This window comes from Advenella mandrilli, from assembly GCF_016595155.1.
In the GTDB taxonomy this organism is placed as follows: Bacteria; Pseudomonadota; Gammaproteobacteria; order Burkholderiales; family Burkholderiaceae_B; genus Advenella; species Advenella mandrilli.
Genome location: NZ_JAENGP010000002.1, coordinates 212,438 through 232,079 on the forward strand (window position 1 = coordinate 212,438; position 19,642 = coordinate 232,079).

The 19,642-nt window shown below is 49.7% G+C and carries 17 protein-coding genes; 4 read left to right on the top strand and 13 right to left on the bottom strand.

The features are described 5' to 3' along the window. Window positions 1–225 precede the first annotated feature (225 nt). Window positions 226–714, top strand: coding sequence for a YybH family protein (locus JHL22_RS02600; RefSeq protein ID WP_200233493.1), 489 nt, complete (start codon window positions 226–228; stop codon window positions 712–714). 383 nt (window positions 715–1,097) lie between these two features. Here the strand turns inward: JHL22_RS02600 and JHL22_RS02605 are convergent, their stop codons facing one another. From JHL22_RS02605 to JHL22_RS02650, 10 genes are all read right to left on the bottom strand, one after another. After that, entirely contained in the window at window positions 1,098–3,215 is a 2,118-nt protein-coding gene (locus JHL22_RS02605) for an acetate--CoA ligase family protein (RefSeq protein WP_329610619.1), read from the bottom strand. Between the two features lie 165 nt (window positions 3,216–3,380). Then, the gene (locus tag JHL22_RS02610) at window positions 3,381–4,562 is read right to left on the bottom strand and encodes a cytochrome P450 (RefSeq protein ID WP_200233497.1); all 1,182 of its coding nucleotides are present in this window, start codon (window positions 4,560–4,562) and stop codon (window positions 3,381–3,383) included. 147 nt (window positions 4,563–4,709) lie between these two features. After that, window positions 4,710–5,573, bottom strand: coding sequence for an amidohydrolase family protein (locus tag JHL22_RS02615; RefSeq protein ID WP_200233499.1), 864 nt, complete (start codon window positions 5,571–5,573; stop codon window positions 4,710–4,712). An 11-nt stretch (window positions 5,574–5,584) separates the two neighbouring features. Then, complete coding sequence (locus tag JHL22_RS02620; RefSeq protein WP_200233501.1) at window positions 5,585–6,274, bottom strand: fumarate hydratase C-terminal domain-containing protein; 690 nt, start codon at window positions 6,272–6,274, stop codon at window positions 5,585–5,587. Continuing rightward, window positions 6,262–7,203, bottom strand: a complete 942-nt coding sequence (locus tag JHL22_RS02625) for a fumarate hydratase (RefSeq protein ID WP_200233503.1) — start codon at window positions 7,201–7,203, stop codon at window positions 6,262–6,264. The genes JHL22_RS02620 and JHL22_RS02625 overlap by 13 nt, the downstream gene beginning before the upstream one ends. A 30-nt stretch (window positions 7,204–7,233) precedes the next feature. After that, window positions 7,234–8,970 carry an L-aspartate oxidase gene (locus JHL22_RS02630; protein ID WP_200233505.1) on the bottom strand — a complete coding sequence of 579 codons (1,737 nt, stop codon included), beginning with the start codon at window positions 8,968–8,970 and terminating at the stop codon, window positions 7,234–7,236. Continuing rightward, on the bottom strand, window positions 8,967–9,329 hold the full coding sequence (locus JHL22_RS02635; RefSeq protein ID WP_234041066.1) for a succinate dehydrogenase, cytochrome b556 subunit: 363 nt from the start codon (window positions 9,327–9,329) through the stop codon (window positions 8,967–8,969). Before JHL22_RS02635 ends, JHL22_RS02630 begins: the two co-directional genes overlap by 4 nt. After that, the gene (locus tag JHL22_RS02640) at window positions 9,329–9,661 is read right to left on the bottom strand and encodes a succinate dehydrogenase (protein WP_407926754.1); all 333 of its coding nucleotides are present in this window, start codon (window positions 9,659–9,661) and stop codon (window positions 9,329–9,331) included. Before JHL22_RS02640 ends, JHL22_RS02635 begins: the two co-directional genes overlap by 1 nt. Window positions 9,662–9,663: 2 nt before the next feature. Then, entirely contained in the window at window positions 9,664–10,377 is a 714-nt protein-coding gene (locus JHL22_RS02645) for a succinate dehydrogenase/fumarate reductase iron-sulfur subunit (protein WP_200233507.1), read from the bottom strand. A 42-nt stretch (window positions 10,378–10,419) separates the two neighbouring features. After that, window positions 10,420–11,418 carry a Bug family tripartite tricarboxylate transporter substrate binding protein gene (locus JHL22_RS02650; RefSeq protein WP_234041067.1) on the bottom strand — a complete coding sequence of 333 codons (999 nt, stop codon included), beginning with the start codon at window positions 11,416–11,418 and terminating at the stop codon, window positions 10,420–10,422. A 181-nt stretch (window positions 11,419–11,599) separates the two neighbouring features. Between JHL22_RS02650 and JHL22_RS02655 the strand changes: the two genes are divergently transcribed. Further along, window positions 11,600–12,523 carry a LysR family transcriptional regulator gene (locus JHL22_RS02655; RefSeq protein WP_200233509.1) on the top strand — a complete coding sequence of 308 codons (924 nt, stop codon included), beginning with the start codon at window positions 11,600–11,602 and terminating at the stop codon, window positions 12,521–12,523. 92 nt (window positions 12,524–12,615) lie between these two features. Here the strand turns inward: JHL22_RS02655 and JHL22_RS02660 are convergent, their stop codons facing one another. Further along, entirely contained in the window at window positions 12,616–14,970 is a 2,355-nt protein-coding gene (locus tag JHL22_RS02660; protein WP_200233510.1) for a cytochrome P450/oxidoreductase, read from the bottom strand. 80 nt (window positions 14,971–15,050) lie between these two features. Beyond that, window positions 15,051–16,034, bottom strand: a complete 984-nt coding sequence (locus JHL22_RS02665; RefSeq protein ID WP_200233512.1) for a Bug family tripartite tricarboxylate transporter substrate binding protein — start codon at window positions 16,032–16,034, stop codon at window positions 15,051–15,053. 165 nt (window positions 16,035–16,199) lie between these two features. Here JHL22_RS02665 and JHL22_RS02670 point away from each other — a divergent pair, with 165 nt between their 5' ends. Then, entirely contained in the window at window positions 16,200–17,015 is an 816-nt protein-coding gene (locus JHL22_RS02670) for an IclR family transcriptional regulator (RefSeq protein ID WP_200233514.1), read from the top strand. Between the two features lie 384 nt (window positions 17,016–17,399). Here the strand turns inward: JHL22_RS02670 and mnmE are convergent, their stop codons facing one another. After that, window positions 17,400–18,803, bottom strand: coding sequence for a tRNA uridine-5-carboxymethylaminomethyl(34) synthesis GTPase MnmE (mnmE, locus tag JHL22_RS02675; protein WP_200233699.1), 1,404 nt, complete (start codon window positions 18,801–18,803; stop codon window positions 17,400–17,402). A 121-nt stretch (window positions 18,804–18,924) separates the two neighbouring features. Here mnmE and JHL22_RS02680 point away from each other — a divergent pair, with 121 nt between their 5' ends. Then, window positions 18,925–19,614 (top strand): response regulator, encoded by a 690-nt coding sequence (locus JHL22_RS02680; protein WP_200233515.1) that lies wholly within the window; start codon window positions 18,925–18,927, stop codon window positions 19,612–19,614. The last annotated feature ends 28 nt before the right edge of the window (window positions 19,615–19,642 follow it).

Sequence of the window (19,642 nt, forward strand, 5' to 3'; positions counted from 1 at the left end):
TCGCTGTAGTAGCAGTAAAAATCACTGCCAATTATTTGCAGAAAATGGGTCTGGCATAAAAAACGGGGTATAGTTTCTGAAAGTAGTGCTAATTAAAGCCGTTGAATCGTTTCAATAAACCGTGACAGACAAGATGGTATCTCCCGGCCTGAAGAGGGTGTCCCACACCAGTCAGTGTTTCAGAAAACGGTAGAGTAATTATTTTTATATATAAATCAATTGATTATGATAAAACCATTGCACTCAAAAGCCCTGCTTCGATACCTTGTTTTATGTGCCAGCCTGGGTACAGCCACATTTGCCAGCACGCCCGCACTAGCCAACCAGCAAGCAGACAAGGCAGCGATATCCGCACGACTGCATGACTGGGCTGCTGCCTTCAATACCCGGGACGCAGCCGAAGCCTGTACGCTCTTTGCACCCGATCTCATTTCAACAGTACAAGGCGCAGCGGATGCCGGTCGCGATGCCGTGTGTGCACGGTTGTCTGCTTTACTGGAAAATACCGATGTGAGTTTTCATTACCGGCCGGATATCCAGGAAATCCTGGTTTCCGGTGGCATGGCGGTCGTGCGGCTGGTCTGGACACTTACCGAACAACAAGGCGAACAGCAAAATGTCAGCCAAGAAGCCGGCCTTGATGTATTCAAGCGCCAGCCTGACGGCCAATGGTCTATCATCCGTTTCATGTCTTTTCCAATTGAACCGGATTGACAAAAACCCATTGATCAAAGCTACATGCTCTTAATAATATAAAAAATGCCCTAAAAGCTAGTGTTGGGAATGCGTACAGAGCACATAGAAATTTACTATTAAAAAATAACAATAAATAAATTATACAAAATACCTGACAGGTATTAATATACTTCTATTGCAGTTCTGAAGTGCACTCAATCGCGCAGTAGCGCACTTCATCAAGCTGCAACCAAGTATGGTGCAGGTATAGACGTTTTAAGCCTGTCACCACACGCCCTCCCCCCTGCAGCTGCGGGGGGGAATTATCCTCTCTGAAGTCTCCCTTTCCCCGTCCCCAGGGGAAACTCCTCCCTGTAAAGCCTGCTTCTGTTATATAGCAGGCTTTTTTTTGCCTTTACAATTTAAACTTCAATTAATGCATCGGCAACATAACAACCTTTTTCACCGGGAACGGCCAGAACCGGATTGACTTCTACCGATTTAACCTGATCCTGTGTTTGTGCCGCAAATATGGACAGGCGTGAGAATTTTTCTGCCAGTGCATCAATATCAACGGCCGGTTTACCCCTGACACCCTGCAAAATAGCTGCACTCTTGATATTCAATATCAATTCTTTGGCTGTTTCAGGGCTGAATGGGCAACGATGCAAGACCACGTCTTTCAACACTTCTACGTGAATGCCACCCAAACCAAACATGGCAACAGGACCAAAACTTGGGTCATTTTTAACGCCCATAATACATTCAACCGCATTATTGATTTGCTTGGCAACCAGTACACCGGTAATGTTGGCTGACGGCGCATGATCGGCCGCACGTTGCAAGAGCAAGCCATAATTTTCATGTACCTCGGCCACACTGTTTACATTCAGGATAACGCCGCCAATTTCAGATTTATGCTTGATATCGGGTGACAGGATTTTCATGACAACCGGGAAACCAAACTGTTCTGCCAACCGGCCAGCCTGGCCGGCATCATTGGCAACCGCTTCCGGCACACCCTGCAAACCGGCTTCTTCCAGCAAACGTTTTGCCTGCGCCTCATCGGGTGTTGTCTTAAGTGTATCCAGTGTTTTCTTTTCAAATGGAAGCAAGGCATCGGGTTTCTTGAAGGCAGCGCCCAATGTACCTATGGCCTTGATTGCCCTGACGGCACGAACCGGATCTTCAAACACGGCAAAACCGTCTGCCTCATAACGGGCAATCGTATCTTTTTCTGCAATAAGCGATAAAGTAAACAAGGCATCAGGATATTTACTAACTGCTTTGCGCAGTTCAGGGCGCAGCTTTGCCTCAATGGACGCAGTACCGGCCGCATGGGCAAAGAAACCCAAAATAGAGGTATATTGCCCGGTTTCAAGCATGGTGGACAGGAACTGGTCGGCCAGTGCAGGCTGGTTAATAACCTGGGCCGTACAATCCACCGGGTTTTTAACTGCGGCAAATGAAAGTGCTTCTTTCAGCTGCTTCTGTGCACCCTCTTCCAGCTCGGGCATGGGCAGATTCATGTCTTCAGCGACGTCACTGATTAAAATACCGGCACCACCACTAACGGTAATCACACCCAGGGCATCACGTTCCGGATACACTTTTTTGCTTGCCATATAGGCAATGTCCAGGAACTCATCGGGGCTATAAGCCCGCACGGCTGCATATTCCTTCAGAACCGCATCAAATACGAGATCATCACCGGCAATGGAGGCTGTATGAGATTGCGCCGCCACCTGGCCAATCGCACTGCGGCCTGTTTTCATGACCACGACCGGTTTACGGTGCTGCTTGGCCAGTTTCAGTGCTTCAGTGAACTTTTCAGGGTCAGACAGACCTTCCAGATACACGCCAATAACCTGGATTTCAGGATCCCGCACCATATCAATCATGGCTTCCGCCACATTGATATCGGCCTCGTTACCGGTTGTGACGCAAAGTGGAATACCAATACCGCGATTACGTGCCGAGCAGAAAATATGCAGGGCAAAGGCACCCGACTGGCTGGCAATGGCAATGGAACCAGGCTGTGGCCAATACAGTTCAAAAGCGGAAGAAAAGGTGGAGAACAGGCCCTGACGGTCATCATAGAGGCCCAATGTATTGGGACCTAACACACGAATACCATATTTTTTTGCAGTGGCAATCAGTTCTTCCTGCATCTGCTTGCCTTCTTCGCCCACTTCGGAAAAACCGGCTGACAAAATAACCGCAAGGCGGGTACCACGCTTGCCTAAATCGGCCAGCATCTGGTTGACCATGCCACTGGCCACGGCAATAATCGCGATATCCGGTGTTTCTGGCAATGCATCAACATTGGGATACGCTTTCAACCCCTGAATGGTTTCCTGTTTGGGGTTAACTGGGTAAATCCGGCCTTTATAGTTACGCTGAAGCATATAGGAAATGGGTCGGCCCCCAATACGCAAAGGGTCATTGGACGCACCGATAATCGCGATGGAATCGGCTTCCCATAGTTTTTTAGTGCTTGTTTCTGGCTGTAAATTTGTAACGGTATCAGACTTACCCACGTATATCTCCATTCATTATTTTGCTATTCACGGAATTGCCCGTTTTAACAGGCAATCCAATCCTTGAAGCTACTTTAAAGCAACATAAAGGTATTTAATATCTTTATAAAATGAAGGGAGCGTTAAGCTAAATTTAATCTCGCTAAACATCGCTTTAGCCGCTGCTTAACTGCAGGCGCCGCAGCAGTTTTCCACAAACAGTTTTACAGGTAAGGCATCAAACCCACCGGCAGGATATTTAGCATGTACCGGCCAGGTGTTTTCACCCAATGAGAACCGGCTGGTATCCCGTAGCAGTTCTTCCATCACCAGACGCAATTCCAGTCTTGCCAAAGGTGCGCCAGGACAGATATGAATCCCTGCCCCATATAACAGGTTTTGCGATGGCTCACGATCCGTGCGCAATTCATCGGGGTTTCCAAAAACGGCTTCATCACGGTTGGCAGAGGCCCATAACAGGGTGAGCCGCTCACCCGCTTCAATTGCTTGCCCGCCTATCGTCACGGCTTTGCTTGCCACACGACGACTGGCCATCAACGGTGGATGAATACGAAGGATTTCATCAATAGTGGCAGGCAGAAGTTTGGGTTTATAGCGCATCTGGTGCTGCAGTTTAAGGCGTTCTGCCAGATATTTCACCAGGATGCCCACACAGGCTGCAATAGTGCCCAGCTCACCGACCGTCCAGTTACGCAGGATACTGACAATCACCTCATCGGGAACTGGCTGGCCATTGACCGTTTCCCGCATTAAAGCGGTGGTTATATCGTTGGGGGCCTGGTTACCGGCCTGACGCCTTTCCTTTAGCAGGGACCGGATATAACCGTCAAACTCAAGCGCTATGTCAGACATGGCCTGCCTGTCCTGTGCCAGGGTAGCCTGGTGGTTTTTACGAACCCATTGATTAAGCGGTTCATGCAGGGATTCAGGCCAGCCAAGAAAGGCACATTGCACCTGCACCGCATACACCCGGGCAAAATCTTCTATAAACTCAAACTCCCGGTTTTTGGGGGCCTGTTTGACCAGATTGGCGGCAATCTGTCGACAAACAGGCTCGAAGGCCGCCATGCGTTCGGCACTGAAATAAGGTTCAATTAATGCCCTGTAAACGGTATGTTCAGGCTGGTCCATGCCATTTGGCACGGAAACATGACGGGACACCGCATTACTGAACGTTTTATGATCTTTCAGCACTGAAAGCACGTCTTCATGCCTGAACAGGACCCGGTGCAAATGACGGTCGTGCATAACCGGGCACTGTTGCCTTAATTCATCATAGGCCGCGATGGGATCAGTGGAAACAGATGCGTTACGGACATCTTCGGAGATTTGGGCAACTTCATTCATAGATCATTATCCTTGCATAGATTTAAATGATTCTTGCACAATCCGGATTTGTTTCCCTTGATTTCCATCAATAGTTTAGTAAATTAGTCGGGTATTATGTTGATTTTTTCATCATTAAACACCCAATGATAAAAATAAGGTCATCAACTACGCCAGCACCGTTTCCTCAAGCACCTGCAAACCCAACAATTTTCTGGCGTTTTCACTCATGATTTTCTTGCGATTGGCTTCCTGTATTGGCAGGGTTTCAAACCATTCTTTATAGCCCTTGATGGGGCAAAATGGAAAAGAGCTGGCATACAGCATCCGGTCTGCCAGAAAACCGTCAGCCGCTTTTATATATTCTTCCCAGCCTGCCATTCGTGAAAAATACATATCCGGTGACAGGTAAACATTGGTCCGCCTGAAGGCAATATGCAGGATTTGTGTCACCCATGGCCAGCCACCATGGGCCAGCACGACTTTCAGATTCGGAAAATCAGCCAGCATGCGGTCGGTACGGATCGGATCGGAATAACTGAGATCGGGGCCTGCCGTGCCACCCACCATCAGGATAATGGGAATTCCCCTGTCTTCACAATGGGCATAAATAGGGTAAAGGCGCCGGTCATCGGCATACATGGGAACCGGATAGGCTCCCGGCTCAATATTAATCAGCTTGAAACCGGCCGCCATGGAGGCATCAATACTGCGGCATGCGTTAATCCGGTTAGTCGGGTCAATGGAGGCGGCACCAATAAAGCGCTCACCATAGGTATCCATGAGCACTTTCACATCGTCATTGGAAATACTGCCCAGCATACCTGCCAGCCTGCCAACCACCACCCCGTGCGCGACCCCTGCCGCATCCATTTCCGCAATCGTCATATCCATGGATTGCTGTTGTGCGGCGGGTGAAGGTTCAAAGCCGACCGTTCTGGTGAAACCATCCCGTCGCTCGCCCGAAGCATACATTAAGGTATCAAGGAATTCTCCGGACGGTGGTCTTAAGCGAAAATCAATAATAGACATCATTACTCCTTTTACATGACTTCATTCTTACGGTCACTGGTTTCACCAAAACGGTGCAGTGCGGGTGGTTTCAAACCTGCGTAAAGCGCATCAATGCGAGTATTCACCTCTTCACCATGCTGATGGAAAAGTGAATTGCCATTGACATCACTTTCCACAATAAAAGGCCCGAAATCTTCAACCTCAAACAGCCACATCGCCTGTGCAATACCCAATTCATCCAGCCAATGCACATCGCGCACCTGTTTAATGCCGCGTCCCAGCAAGGCCCCCGTGCCATAGCCAACCGTGGTCAGGTAAACGGCACCTTGCGGCACCATGATATTGGCGTAATCATCATGCGGCATACCGCCTTTGCCAATCACGATTTTGGTTTGCGTCAGTTCCAGCCAGCTGGTCATCCATTTGGAAAAACGGAAGCTGGCGGTAGCGGTCACCGCGCCGACATTGTATTCACCCTCGGGGGTGACAGCGGCAGCCGGTGAGCAGTGGAAATTGACGTTACTCAGACCCTTCAAATCCACCGGCAATGCTTCACCATTACCCAGTACTTTCTGATAAACCCCTTCCCTTGCGGTATATACCACGCCACTCATATATACAATCGAACCTATTTCCAGGCTGGCAATATCTTCCGGTGTGGCAGGCAGATTGATCCTGAAAACCTTCAGCTCTTCATCTTGATTGTTCAACGGTTCCATTCAACTGTCTCCCTTCTCATATAAGGTGTAAACCATTCAGGATCGGTACGGTATTCAATACGTCCATCCGCATAAATTCTTGCTGTCGCCCGTCGAGAGGAAAGGCAGAAAGTATGAATGCTGACCGGCATGCCGCCAGTATGGGTATAGCCCACTTCAATATGGCAATCCACCACCATGGACGAACCCACAAAGCCCATGGCACCCATACCGATGGAATTGCCCAGTTTTTTCAGTTCCATTTCAAGTTCGGCAATTTTAGGATCCGGGTTGCGATCACCCACGGTTCTTAAACATGCGGCCTGTTTTCCCAGTTGCATACAGGTGTCTTTGGAGCCACCAATACCAATGCCCACAATAGCTGGCTGACAGGCCAGCCCCCGCTTGCCGAAGGCAATCAGGCCATCCAGCACAAAACGCTTGATGCCATCAATGCCGTCTCCAGGGAACAGCATCCGGTAGTCGGTTCCAAACAGGCCGCCTTTATGTACCGTTGTGATCTCCACCCAGTCGGTATCAGGCTCAAATGACCATTCAATTTCAGGCGAATTAATACCCACATTATTGTTATGTTCCGTACGCCACAAGGGATGTACCCGATTGGGCCGCAATGGAATTTCAACCGTGGCATCAGCCGTTGCTTTACGCAAGGCCCGTTCAATCCCGATGAAACCCGATTGCACACTGGCGTTATTACCCATTTTTACGTAATAGCGCGGCACACCGGTATCCGCACACATGGGGCGACGGTCCTTGCTAGCCGCCTCCCAGTTATCAACCATGGCATGCAGCACAAAACGGGGCAGCTTGCCAGTTTCGGTTTGCTGCATTGCCTTGATGCCATTGCTGTAATCTTCGGGGATATCGATAGCGGCACGCTTCATGATTTCCAGCCCTGCCTCTTCCACTTTACTTATATCAATTGCCATATCCTGCCTCCTGAATGACTTTGTGTGAACTCATGCACAGTTTTCTTCCTCTTCGCGAATCAATGAATTGCCCGGAGAGACAATATCGAATTTCACGGGTACCATTTCCAAATCAATTTTTCCATCACATGTACTCACACGTGTATAGGCTGATGTATGCAAATCGCCTGTCTCGGGATAATCTTCCCTGAAATGTGCGCCACGACTGTCACAGCGGGCCAATGCTGAAGTGGCAATCACTTGTGAAATTGTGGTCAGGCTGTCCAGGTTGAGCCAGTCATGCCAGCTCAGGTTGAATCTGCGCTGGCCATCGGCCACCCCAATGTCATGCAGGGTATTCAAATGCCCGGCAAGGCTTTCAATTCCTTTTTCAATGCCTTCTTTATGACGCAAAATGCCTACATCGTTCCACATGGTTTTTGACAGTGCCTCACGCAATGGCAGTGTGCTTTGCGCCTTTCTGGAGAAGGGGAATTCCGCACGGGCAATTCCTGCCTCTATCACTGACTGGTCGGCATCTTTCCAGGTACCGCCCTTGCTGACATATTCAGCCATGGAGTCACCCGCAATACCGCCAAATACAGTGGAGTTGGCAACACCATTGCCACCCAAGCGGTTCGCACCATGCACGCCACCACAATCCTCTCCGGCGGCAAACAAACCAGGCGATGCCGTTGAACAATCCACCTCAAACTCAACACCACCCATCAGGTAGTGGGCGGTTGGCACCACCTCCACCCGTCCGCCCGCCAAATCGAAACCACAATCGGCACAACGCTGCACCATGCCAGGGAATGTTTTGCGTACATGATCACCCCCCAGATGGGACATTTGTATGTAAACACCGCCCATGGGGCTGGTACGCCCGGCACGCATTTCAGCGTAAATACCCCGACTGACTACATCTCGTGTGGCGCGTTCCCCCCGTTCATGATAATTGCTCATGAAACGCTCGCCATTGCCATTGATTAAATAACCGCCCGCACCCCGCAGGCCTTCTTCAAGCACCGTACCTGTCATGCGTGTATCAGGCCCGCCCAGCAGGCCGGTCGGGTGAAACTGCACCATTTCCATATCACGCAATTTCAAGCCATAACGCAGGGCCATGGCCAGGCCATCACAGGTTTTTTCACCGGATGGCGTATGATACTGATACATGGTTGGGCCTGCACCCGTGCTAAGCAACACGGCTTTGGCCTGCACAAAATGATAATTGCCACTACGCATGTCAATAAACAGTACACCGGCAATGCCCGACCCATCCAGGGCGGGAATCAGTTCAATGGCGCGATGTTCTTCAAGACGGTTAACATCCAGCCCTCTTACCTTTTCCATCAATCGGTTGATAATTTCAATGCCTGTCAGGTCTGACTTATGCACGGTACGGTCAAAAGTTTGCCCGGCAAAGGCTTTCTGGTGAAGGGTGCCATCCGCGTTGCGGTCAAAGAAACAGCCAATTTCATTTTCCAGTTCCTGTACACGTTCTACCGCCCCGGTTACCAGGCGCCAGGCCAAGTCCTGACGTGGCAACCATTTGCCACCTTCAATGGTATCCATGAAGTGGCGTTCAACCGAATCGCCATCGGCCAGCGCGACGTTATACCCTCCCTGCACCATCCGGGTACAGCCGCTTTTGCCTATCAGGCCTTTAACGGCAACGGTTACGTCCAGATTCGGGTTTGCCTGCTTGGCATGCAGGGCGGCAAACAAGCCTGCGCCACCACTCCCAAGGATAAGGATATCTGTTTTGGAATTCTCAATTTTCATGACCCGAACACTCCTGTAAGAAAAACGGCACCAACAATGACACTGAATGTCATACTCCAGCTAATCCAGTTCAAACGAATGGATCTTGGTGTAGGCCACGGTACAAATTCAATAACCAATAATCGCAAACCGAACCCCAGATGAGTCGCCAACAAGATCAGCAAACCCCACTCGGCAAACTTGACGCCGGGCATTTCGGAAAACTGTAAAAAACGGTCGAATTGATCAACCCTGTTCAATGCCAGCCCCAACACATAAAAATGCACAGGAAGGAATATGCCCAGCAGCAAACCGGAAATCCGGTGTCCTAAAAAGGCAAAATAGGCCCTGTGTTTATGGACATTCTTGATCCTGATCATTACAAACCTCCTACCGCAATCACTGCCCGCAAGCCAAGCAGCAAAAACAAGGCACCCAGCCCCAAGGCAAGCCAGTTCACTGCCCGGGTGCTGATTGCCGTCCATTCCTTAAGTACCTTGCGGATACCAATTGGCGCATGGATGGCGGCGCTAATCACAAACAGGGTATAAAACGCAATCCATAGCCAGTTCCCCTGGGTTCTTGCAAGAATTTCCCCGGCACTCAGGCCGCCACGAACCGCATAAATAATCATGCCTATATGCACAAAAATGAAAGGCACCATAACCATGGCAGACAGACGCTGAAGCAAAAACAGTCTCATTTCCATCATGGCTATTCTCCGCTCAGGAACTCAAGCAGGGAACGCTTTTTCAAGCCCGCAATACTGCCTGTAGGACTCAACCCGATCGGGCAGTGCTTCATGCAACTGCCCTGCGTATGACAGGAATTGCAACCACCATCACTCATGGCTTTCTTCAGCACGCCCTTCTGATCGGCATGACGTTCATCATTGACCAGACTCCAGGCCCGGTTCAGGGCGGCCGGACCCAGATAATCCTTATTCCACTCCACCACATCGCAAGAGGCATAACAAACCGCACAGTTGATACACTCAATGGCGGCATCCGCCTTCTTGCGTGCCTTGCTGTTCGGGTCAACCAGGGCAGGCTTTTCATGACGGGTCCGGGTTCCAATAAATTCACCGCCCGCTTTTTGCCACTTATCAAAAAACTCGGTCATATCCACCACCAGATCTTTGATGCGCGGCATGTTGTGTAACGGTTCAAGCACAATTGCACCGTTTTCCTCAACATTCTTCACATGGCTTCTGCAGGTCCATCTTGGCTTGCCATTAACCGTCATGGCACAGGTGCCACACACTCCCACCCGACAAGAAAAGCGGTAAGACAACTCAGGATCAACCTGTCGCTGAATTTCTGTCACCACATCAAGCACCGTCTGATTCTCCCTGGAGGCAACCTGGTAAGTGACATATTCCCCCTGTTCCTCTCCACGCCAGATTTTTACTGTCAGCATCTTTTCCATAACTCACCCATTCAAATACATATACCCATCAAGCCGGAACCGTTACTTCGGTTCTATTTCCTGCTCTGTAATAACTTTCTGCCAGAAAGCAGATTCCTCTTTTACTCTTCCATTCATGTACGCGGAACCCGTTGTTGCAGGTTCCAGTCCCAGATCATCAAATGTTCGCTTCATACGGTCGGAATTAAGTGCAACCTTGATACCATCTTCAATCTGGTTCACAACGTCATCTGGCGTATCTTTTGGCACGGCAATGCCAAACCAGCCAACCACATCAAAATCCTTATTGAGCTGTTCATGCATTGTTCCCACTTGCGATACACTTTTTGAACGCTTGTCACTGGTGACCGCAATCGGCTTGACATCACCCGAGCGTATAAACGGTAAAACAGCGGAAAGATTGGCGGTCACCACCTGGATCTGCCCCGCCACCAGATCGGTCAAGGCGGCCGATTCACCGCTGTAGGGAATATGGGTCATGCTGGCACCTGTCGCATTCATAATGGCTTCTGACGCCATATGGCCCTGACTGCCTACCCCGGCCGAACCAAAATTGGTTAATGAACCATTTTTGCTGGTGTAGTTAAGAAATGTCTGCAAGTCATTGGCGGGAATGTTTTTATTGACCGCCATTAATAATGGCCCGGTTGTTACTGCGCTGACCGCCCTGAAATCACTGACGCTATAAGGCAGTTTTTTGTACAAATAAGGGTTAACAGTAAACATGCTGCCCGAAATCATGAGCATGGTATAACCATCCGATTTGGCTCGTGCAACCTGCGATGCACCTACTGCACCACCAGCCCCCACTTTATTTTCCACTACGACGGTTTGCTTCCATTGTTTCCCAAGCTCTTGTCCGAGCGTGCGGGAAATAACATCCGTAGCGCCACCGGCAGCAAACGGCACAACCAGGCGAACCGGCTGCTTGGGCCACTCCGCTGCCAGTACCGGAGTGGCAACAGTACAGGTAACAAGTACCTTGACAAGACTTTTAAAACTACGGCCTCCTACTGCAGAAAAACGCAATATCATTTCCATTTTTGTCTCTTCCTTGGTGTCTGATTTCCATAAAAATCAGGGCTAGAAAAATAAAAGTTACTTCGTTGGATTTACTGCCATGTACGGTGCATGCAGTGATGTTTGTGTTGATTATTATTTAAAAATAAATTAAAGTAAATTCAATAATTTTTTAGTAATTTAAAGTTTAATTTTAATTTTCATGATTACGTTACGAACCTTCAAGATATTTGTCGCTGTTGCCGAGTGCGGTTCCTATACAGGCGCCGGCCGGAAAATAGGCTTGACATCTGCTGCTGTAGGGCAGCAAATCAAGACAATGGAAGAATCCCTCAAAACCCCCCTGTTTCACAAAAACGGGCATCAGCTGGTGTTGAACCATTTCGGTGAGAATTTATTAAAAGAAACGCAAGAGCTGCTGGCTAAATATGAGGAAATTCTAAGAAGCGGTGATGGCAAACAGGGCAAGCTGACGGGTACGGTACATATTGGTGCACTTGTTTCCAGCCTGATGGGCGCATTTTCCGATGTCTTGTGGGCAATCAGGCAAAACAACCCAGATCTTGATGTCAAGGTTTTTGCAGGGCAATCGGGTGACTTTGCCCATAAAATCACCAGCGGCCAACTGGACGCGGCCATTGCAACCGAACCCCCTGAGTACGCCTATAACGAGCTGATCTGGACACCGCTGTATGCTGAATCAATGATTCTGATTATTCCGCGTAAACCGTTTTTTGCGCTTGGGCCGGCATCCAGTGAACCCTCAATTGATATTCTTAAACACGCGCCATTTATTCATTTTGACCAAATGACCTGGACCGGAATCCTCATTAGAAACACCTTGAAAAAACTGGCCGTCAATGTGGATATCCAAATGGAAATCAACTCAATTGAAGCGATTATTGAACTGGTGCGTCAGGGGTATGGTGTGTCTATTGTGCCCAAACTGGCCAACCTGGACTGGAAGAAAGACGAAAAACTTTTGTATGTGGATCTTTCACATACAAAAATCTTCCGCAGGATTGGAATTCTGGAACGGAAATTTCATCGTCGCAGCGGTTTTACCAAAGCCATCAGGGATCATTTTATTGAATCCGAACCACATGGTTCAACTAAAAACAATTAAAATTTAAAACAATATGCCTGACTTATGAATCTCATAAATCAGGCATATTTAGTATCTAATAAAAAATACCGGGTTTGCTGGATATCGTATTTCTACAGCGCCAGAACCAGTTTTTTACCCGCTACCGAACGTGAACAGCAAGACATCATTTTATTGTTCAGTTCTTTCTCGGACCGGGTCAACACCACGTCACGATGATCAACCTCACCCTGCACAACATTGACTTCACAAGAACCGCACAAACCTTCACAGCAATCGCTCTGCACATCAATATTGGCACCTTGCAAGGCCTGCAATAAAGTTTGATCGGCAGCCACCGTCAAGGTAAGTCCGGAGTCTTTCAGTTCCACCTCAAAGGCATTTTCTTTGCTTGGATCCAGTGCCCCCAATACGGAATGGAAGTGCTCCATACGCAGGGCATCTTCAGGCCAGGTTTCACAGCATTGCTGCAAACCGTCCAGCATGCGGGTAGGGCCGCAGGCATAAATCTGGGTGTCCGGATCGGGCTTGGCCAATAAAGTGGCAAAGTCATTGCGATTGCCTTCATCACGGGCATATACCTTCAGACGGTCACCATGCAAGGCAGACAGCTCTTCAAGCAAGGCCATGGATGATCTTGAGCGGCCACTATAATGGATTTCATAATCAATGCCGCGCAATTTGGCTTCGCGTGCCATTGCACTGATTGGTGTAATACCAATACCACCGGCAACCAGGATCATTTTCTTCACGTCCGGATCCATGCGGAAATGATTGCGTGGCCCGCGAATCTGTATACGGTCACCCTGCTTGATGTTGTCATGAATCCAGGCAGAACCTCCCCGGCTTTCCGGGTCTTTCAGAATGGCAATTTCCAGATGGCCAGTATCTGCCGGGTCACTGCACAAAGAGTACTGGCGTGATATGCCGGTATCTCCACATTCAATATCAATATGTGCCCCAGGGGTCCAGCGTGGCAAAGGCTTGCCATCAGGCGAAACCAGCCTTAATTTAAGCGTATCGTCAGTGACAAGTATCGCCTGCTCCACCACAACAGGACGGCTGATGGCACTGGCCGATGGCTCACCCAGACGCAAAGGTGCGTGCAAATCCAGAATACCCGGATTGGTTCTTTCAGGGTTTTGTGCCGGATCCCACTCTACCAGCAAGTGTTCAGGGCCACGGAATGAGGTGTTGGGCAAATAAGAGAATGTTTGCTCTGACAGCTTCATATGTGGCAGACGACGGGTAAACTCTTCCAGGAAAATTTGCAGTTCCATACGGGCCAGATTCTTGCCCATGCACTGGTGAGAACCATAACCGAAGGTGAGCTGCTCGCTGGCATTTTCACGGCGGATATCAAAGGTGCCGGCTTCTTCAAATTTACGGTCATCGTGGTTGGCAGAAGAAGAGACCATCAATAATTTTGCACCGGCCGGGATATCAACCTCGCCGATCCGGGTATCACAGGTCGCAAGACGGCGCCAGGCTGCAATTGAACCATTATGGCGCAGGCACTCTTCTACCGCATTCGGAATCAGGGCCGGGTCTTCACAAATTTCGCGCCAGGCATCAGGGTGCTGCAACAGGATTTTAATGGCATTGGCCGTGCCATGGGCAGTGGTTTCATGACCGGCCACAATACCGGCCATCATCATGGAGTGCAGGTAAGAATCGGTAATGACCTCGGGGTGATCTTTTTGCAGGCGGATACCATACTGCATCCAGCCTCCACCCTCTGGATTCTGGCGCATTTTCTCAAGAATTTTGCCCGACAATTGCCAGAAATTACCAACGGCATGCGCCACTTTAATCTGTTCTTCCGGCCCTGGCCTGCCCCAGGTATTGACCGTATGCGCAATAGAATATTGACGCAATAAATCCATGTCTTCTTCAGGAACGCCAAGGAAATGCAGACCCACAACCAAAGGGGCCTCCCACAGCATCTGGTTAACCAGATCAGCCTTGCCATCATTGATGAACTTGTCTACATACTGACGTGCCAGTTTCCTGACCAATGGTTCATGCTGCTTTAATGCTTCAGGTGTAAAGGGTTCTATCAGCAAGCGGCGACGGGCCATATGTGCTGGCTCGTCTTCGTTAACCAGGGTACGGCTCATGCCATAATCATAAGAAGCCAGTACCGCATTGGCTTCATCACTGTTTGGCGTGATTTTTTCCAGTGCAATGGAAGGGCTGAAGGTTTTATTGTCCCGGAAAACCGCCTTGACATCGTCATAGCGGGTCACAATCCAGTAGCCCAGTTTCGGACTGTAAAAAACCGGTTCTTCTTCACGGGCCCAACGTACATAATCGGGCGGGCTTTGCTGATAATCGTTAGAAAACGGATCAAACGCTGCTGCACCTGCACTTACCGGGCACCCATTGGCCGATAACGGTTTGTTGTTACTGAATGCGCTATGATCAATAGGGCAGCGGGAAACGCCTGTTTTAGCTGTTTGATTCATTTCATTTACCTCTGTCATCATTTATGTCATGGTGATTGGTATAAAGTTTAAATTTATACCAATCAATATTGCCTTGTGTATTAGTCCAACGTAATGTTCAGATCGCTGATCAGTTTGTGCCAGCGCTCACGTTCTTTTTCCAGCAGCTCACTATATTCTTCTGCTGTATTGCCAACCGGTTCAATACCGAAATCAATCATCTTCTGTTTGACGGCCGGTTCATTAATCACATCAACCACTTTTTTATTTAAGGTTGAAATAATTTCTTTTGGCGTGCCTTCCGTGGTTACCATTCCTACCAGCGCCGCTGCCTCAACCCCTTCATACCCGGCTTCGGCAAAAGTGGGCACATCAGGCAACTGGGCCAAACGTACGCCATTGGCCACGGCAAGTGCCTTGACCCTGCCACCTTTAATGAAACCGGCACCCGCCGCCAGATCCACCATCATTGCCTGTACCTGGCCGCCCGCCACATCTGACAGGGAAGGCGCTGCACCACGGTAAGGGACATGGACAATATCAATACCCGCTTCCACTTTCAGCAGTTCCATTGCCAGGTGATGCGGGCTGCCGGCACCGGCCGAACCGTAGTTAAGCTTGCCTGCATTGTCTTTAACGTTCTTGATGAACTCATCAACGCTATTGATATTGGATTGGGGTGAAACCACCAGAATCATGGGGAATTTACCCATCAAGGTAACCGGTTCCAGATCCTGGATCGGGTCATAGCTTAATTTTTTGTAAAGCGCCGAGTTAAAAACCATGGTGCCGTTATCGGCCGACAAAACGGTATAACCATCGGCTGTGGCACGGGCGGTATCAACCGCTGCAATGGCGGTATTGCCGCCTGGTTTGTTATCGACCAATACGGTTTGACCGATTTTTTCAGATAAAGGCTGTGCAATGGTGCGGGCCAGAAAATCCGAGCCACCACCAGCGGGATACGGCACAATCCAACGCACCTGTTTTTCAGGATAATTTTCTGAACTGGCATAAGCAACTGAGATACCCAGTGCAGATACTGCTAACAAACCGGCGCTACAGGCCTTTTTAAAAAACGTCATGAAGAGTCTCCTTAGTGTTCAATGTCCTTCCCGCGTAAATGATATACGCATTGCGTAATTTTTACATTCGGGTTAACCTGTATCCCAACACTTTTTTTGTAAAAAAAACCTTCGCCTGTAATTTGATATATATTCTTGTAAACGAGTAACAAGGCACTATTCACCATGAAAACAGCAGAAAAACCACAAACCACGCCCGACCGCAGGCAGCGTGTCCAGGCTGCGGAAACCGGCTTTGCCGTCCTGAAAGGGTTAGCAAGAATGGGGGGCAGCGCCAGCCTGACCGCCCTGGCCAGTCACGTAAACGAAAATCCGGCCAAGGTTCACCGTTATCTGGCCAGCCTGATAGAAGAAGAGCTGGTGATCCAGGATCCGGAATCACAGCAGTATCGCCTGAGTATGGAAGCCATGTTTATTGGCCTGTCTGCCATGCGCCAGTCTGACCCGATCCGGCTGGGCGAGCCTGCCCTGATCCGCCTGCGGGAAAATCTTGAAGTAACGTGTTTTATTGCGGTGATGGGCAATAAGGGGCCGGTCATCGTCCGTTTTGAAGAGCCCAGCCTGCCGGTCACCGTTAACGTACGGGTGGGTTCGGTGCTGCCCCTGCTCACCTCGGCAACCGGCCGGGTGTTCCTGGGCCTGCAAAATGACCGGCAGGTTAAACAGCTGGCGCAAGAGGAAATGGAAAAAGCGGCCATTTCACCCAATACCGAAAAAATCTCTGATCTTGACGGTTTTATTACGCAACTGCGTGATGAAGTGCAAAAACGTCACTGTGCCATTGTGAAAGACACGAATTTACGGGGTATCAGCGCAGTGGCGGCACCTGTTTATAACTATGCCGGGCAGTTATGCGCCGTGATCACGGCTTTGGGCGCAACCGGTGGCTTTGATGCCAGTGTGAATGGGGAAATAAGCCATCAGGTGCAAGAGGAAGCGAGGCTGGTGAGTGCTGAGTTGGGGTATGTGGGTGCAGTATAGGCGTTTCTTCAGGATGTTGGTGGTATGCATTCCCACGCAGGAGCGTGGAACGAGGAATCTTAAAACCAACGGTGATAATAGCCTGAAGGTTGTAATGCTTGGTGCGGTAGTTCTTCCCGTCACGGGCAGTTATTAAGTAATCCTTAATAACTGCTTCGGGTAACAACTCGCCATCATCAAAAACCCGCTTCAAATGCTGGTTGATGGCAGGCACAGTGACATCGTAAAACGCTGCCATCATCTTCTGGGTCAGCCAGATATTTTCATCCTCATAACGCATTTCAACGGATTGCTTTTGATCACCCGTAGCCGCAACAAAGGTCAGATATTCTGCCGCTGAGGAGCGAACGATGGACGCTGGCTGTTTCTTATTCGACATCAGGCCTACTTCCCAATACAAAACGAAGAAAAAATCTCCCCCAGCAAATCATCGCTGCTGAACTGCCCGGTGATCTTACACAACTCATCATGCGCCAGCCTTAATTCCTCAGCAAACAAATCCAGCACGCGATCATCATAGCTGGCATGTTCTTCCGCCATTGCCAAATGCTCACTGGCGCTGTTTAAGGCGTGCAGGTGGCGTTCACGGGCCAGCCAGGGAGATTCGGCACTGGGGTTCCAGCCTGCGATGTCCAGCAGCTTCTGGCGCAGCGCATCCAGCCCGGTTTCCTTTTTGGCCGACACCAGAATACCCGTTGCCTCATGCCCCGCTTCTTCAGTGGTTTCACTAAGCTGCCGGTTCAATACCGCCGCTTCTTCTTCACTTAACAAGTCCAGCTTGTTGAATACTTTCAAGACCGGGGTACGGGCCGGCAATCGGCGGGTGATGTCCGCATCCAGCTCATCATTGGGTGAACGGGCATCCTGTAAATGAACAATCACATTGGCTTTTTCTATCTCGGCCCAGGTTCGGGCAATGCCAATGCTTTCCACGGTATCGTCGGTTTCCCGCAGGCCGGCGGTGTCCACGATATGAATCGGTACCCCCTGGATATGAATCTGCTGGATCACCTTGTCGCGCGTAGTGCCGGCAATGGGGGTCACAATGGCCACATCATCACCCGCCAACGCATTCAACAGGCTGGATTTACCTACATTGGGCTGCCCGGCCAGCACCACATGCATGCCTTCACGCAAAATCATGCCTTGTTTAGCCTGCTTGATCAGATGCTGCAAATCATCCTGAATGCTTTGCAGTTCTTCCCTGGCCTGGTATTTTTCAAGGAACTCAATTTCTTCTTCAGGGAAATCCAGGGTGGCTTCCACCAGCATGCGCAAGTGGATCACCCGGTCTGCCAGTGCATTGACCAGGCCAGAAAATGCACCGCTTAACGACTCCATCGCGCTGCGGGCGGCGGCTTCGGAAGAAGCGTCAATCAGGTCGGCAACGGCTTCGGCCTGGGCCAGGTCAAGCCGGTTATTCAGGAAAGCACGCTGGGTAAACTCGCCGGGTTCGGCATGACGCAGGCCCATTTGCATTTCCCGGGCCACCTCAAGGCAACGGTCAATAATGCGCTTTAAAACCGCCGGGCCACCATGCCCCTGTAATTCCAGCACATCTTCACCCGTATAGGAATGCGGGCCTTTGAAGAACAGGGCGATGCCTTCATCAATCGCCTGCCCGTTTGCATCACTAAATGGCAAGTAATGCGCATGGCGGGCAGTCAGGTCCCGGCCAAAAAAGCGGCCGATAAACGCCACCAGATCCGGGGCCGAAACCCGAACCACACCAATACCACCCCGTCCGGGAGCTGTTGCAATGGCAACAATAGGATCTTTGTTTGAAATAGTCATTTTTTATGCCGAATAATCAGATACACCGGAATTATAAGTGGTACGGTTCAAAAGAATCTTTTAGGGCATAATATACCCGAAGTAATCATTCTTCCATCAACCTGCCATTTGCCCAATGCGTATTTTACTAATTGAAGACGAACCCGATCTGGCTCAATGGTTAATGCGAAGCCTGCACAAACAGGCCGGCTTCACCATTGAATGGTCCAATGACGGTTTGGTCGCCTACAAGCGACTGCATGTAGAAGAGTTCGATGCCATTATCCTTGACTTGGGCATTCCCGGCATGGATGGCAATACCCTCCTAAGCCGGCTGCGGGCCGAAGATGACCGCACGCCCATCCTTATTCTAACTGCACGGGATTCCCTGGCCGATCGTGTGGATACCCTGGAATCCGGTGCGGATGACTTCCTGCCAAAGCCTTTCAGGATTGAAGAACTGGTTGCCAGGCTTAATGCCCTTATACGCAGAAGCCGTGGCAGGGACAAACCACGCTTGAGCTGTGGCGATCTGAGCTACGATGTGGGAAAACACCACTTCCTGATCAACCAGCAAATGCTGCAAGTAACTCCCCGGGAAAGTGAAGTACTGGCCATCCTTATACAGAAAAGTGAAGAACCGGTCAACAAGCAGTTTATACTTGAACGTTTGCTGGCTAATGGTGCAGATGATGAGATCGGCATAGAGTCCATTGAAGTAATCATTCACCGTTTGCGCAAGAAGCTTCAGCAATCCACAGTACAAATCACTACATTGCGTGGTATTGGCTATTGCCTGGAACCTATTTCCAACGATGAAATTTAAAAGCCTGACTTCAACATTATTATGGCTA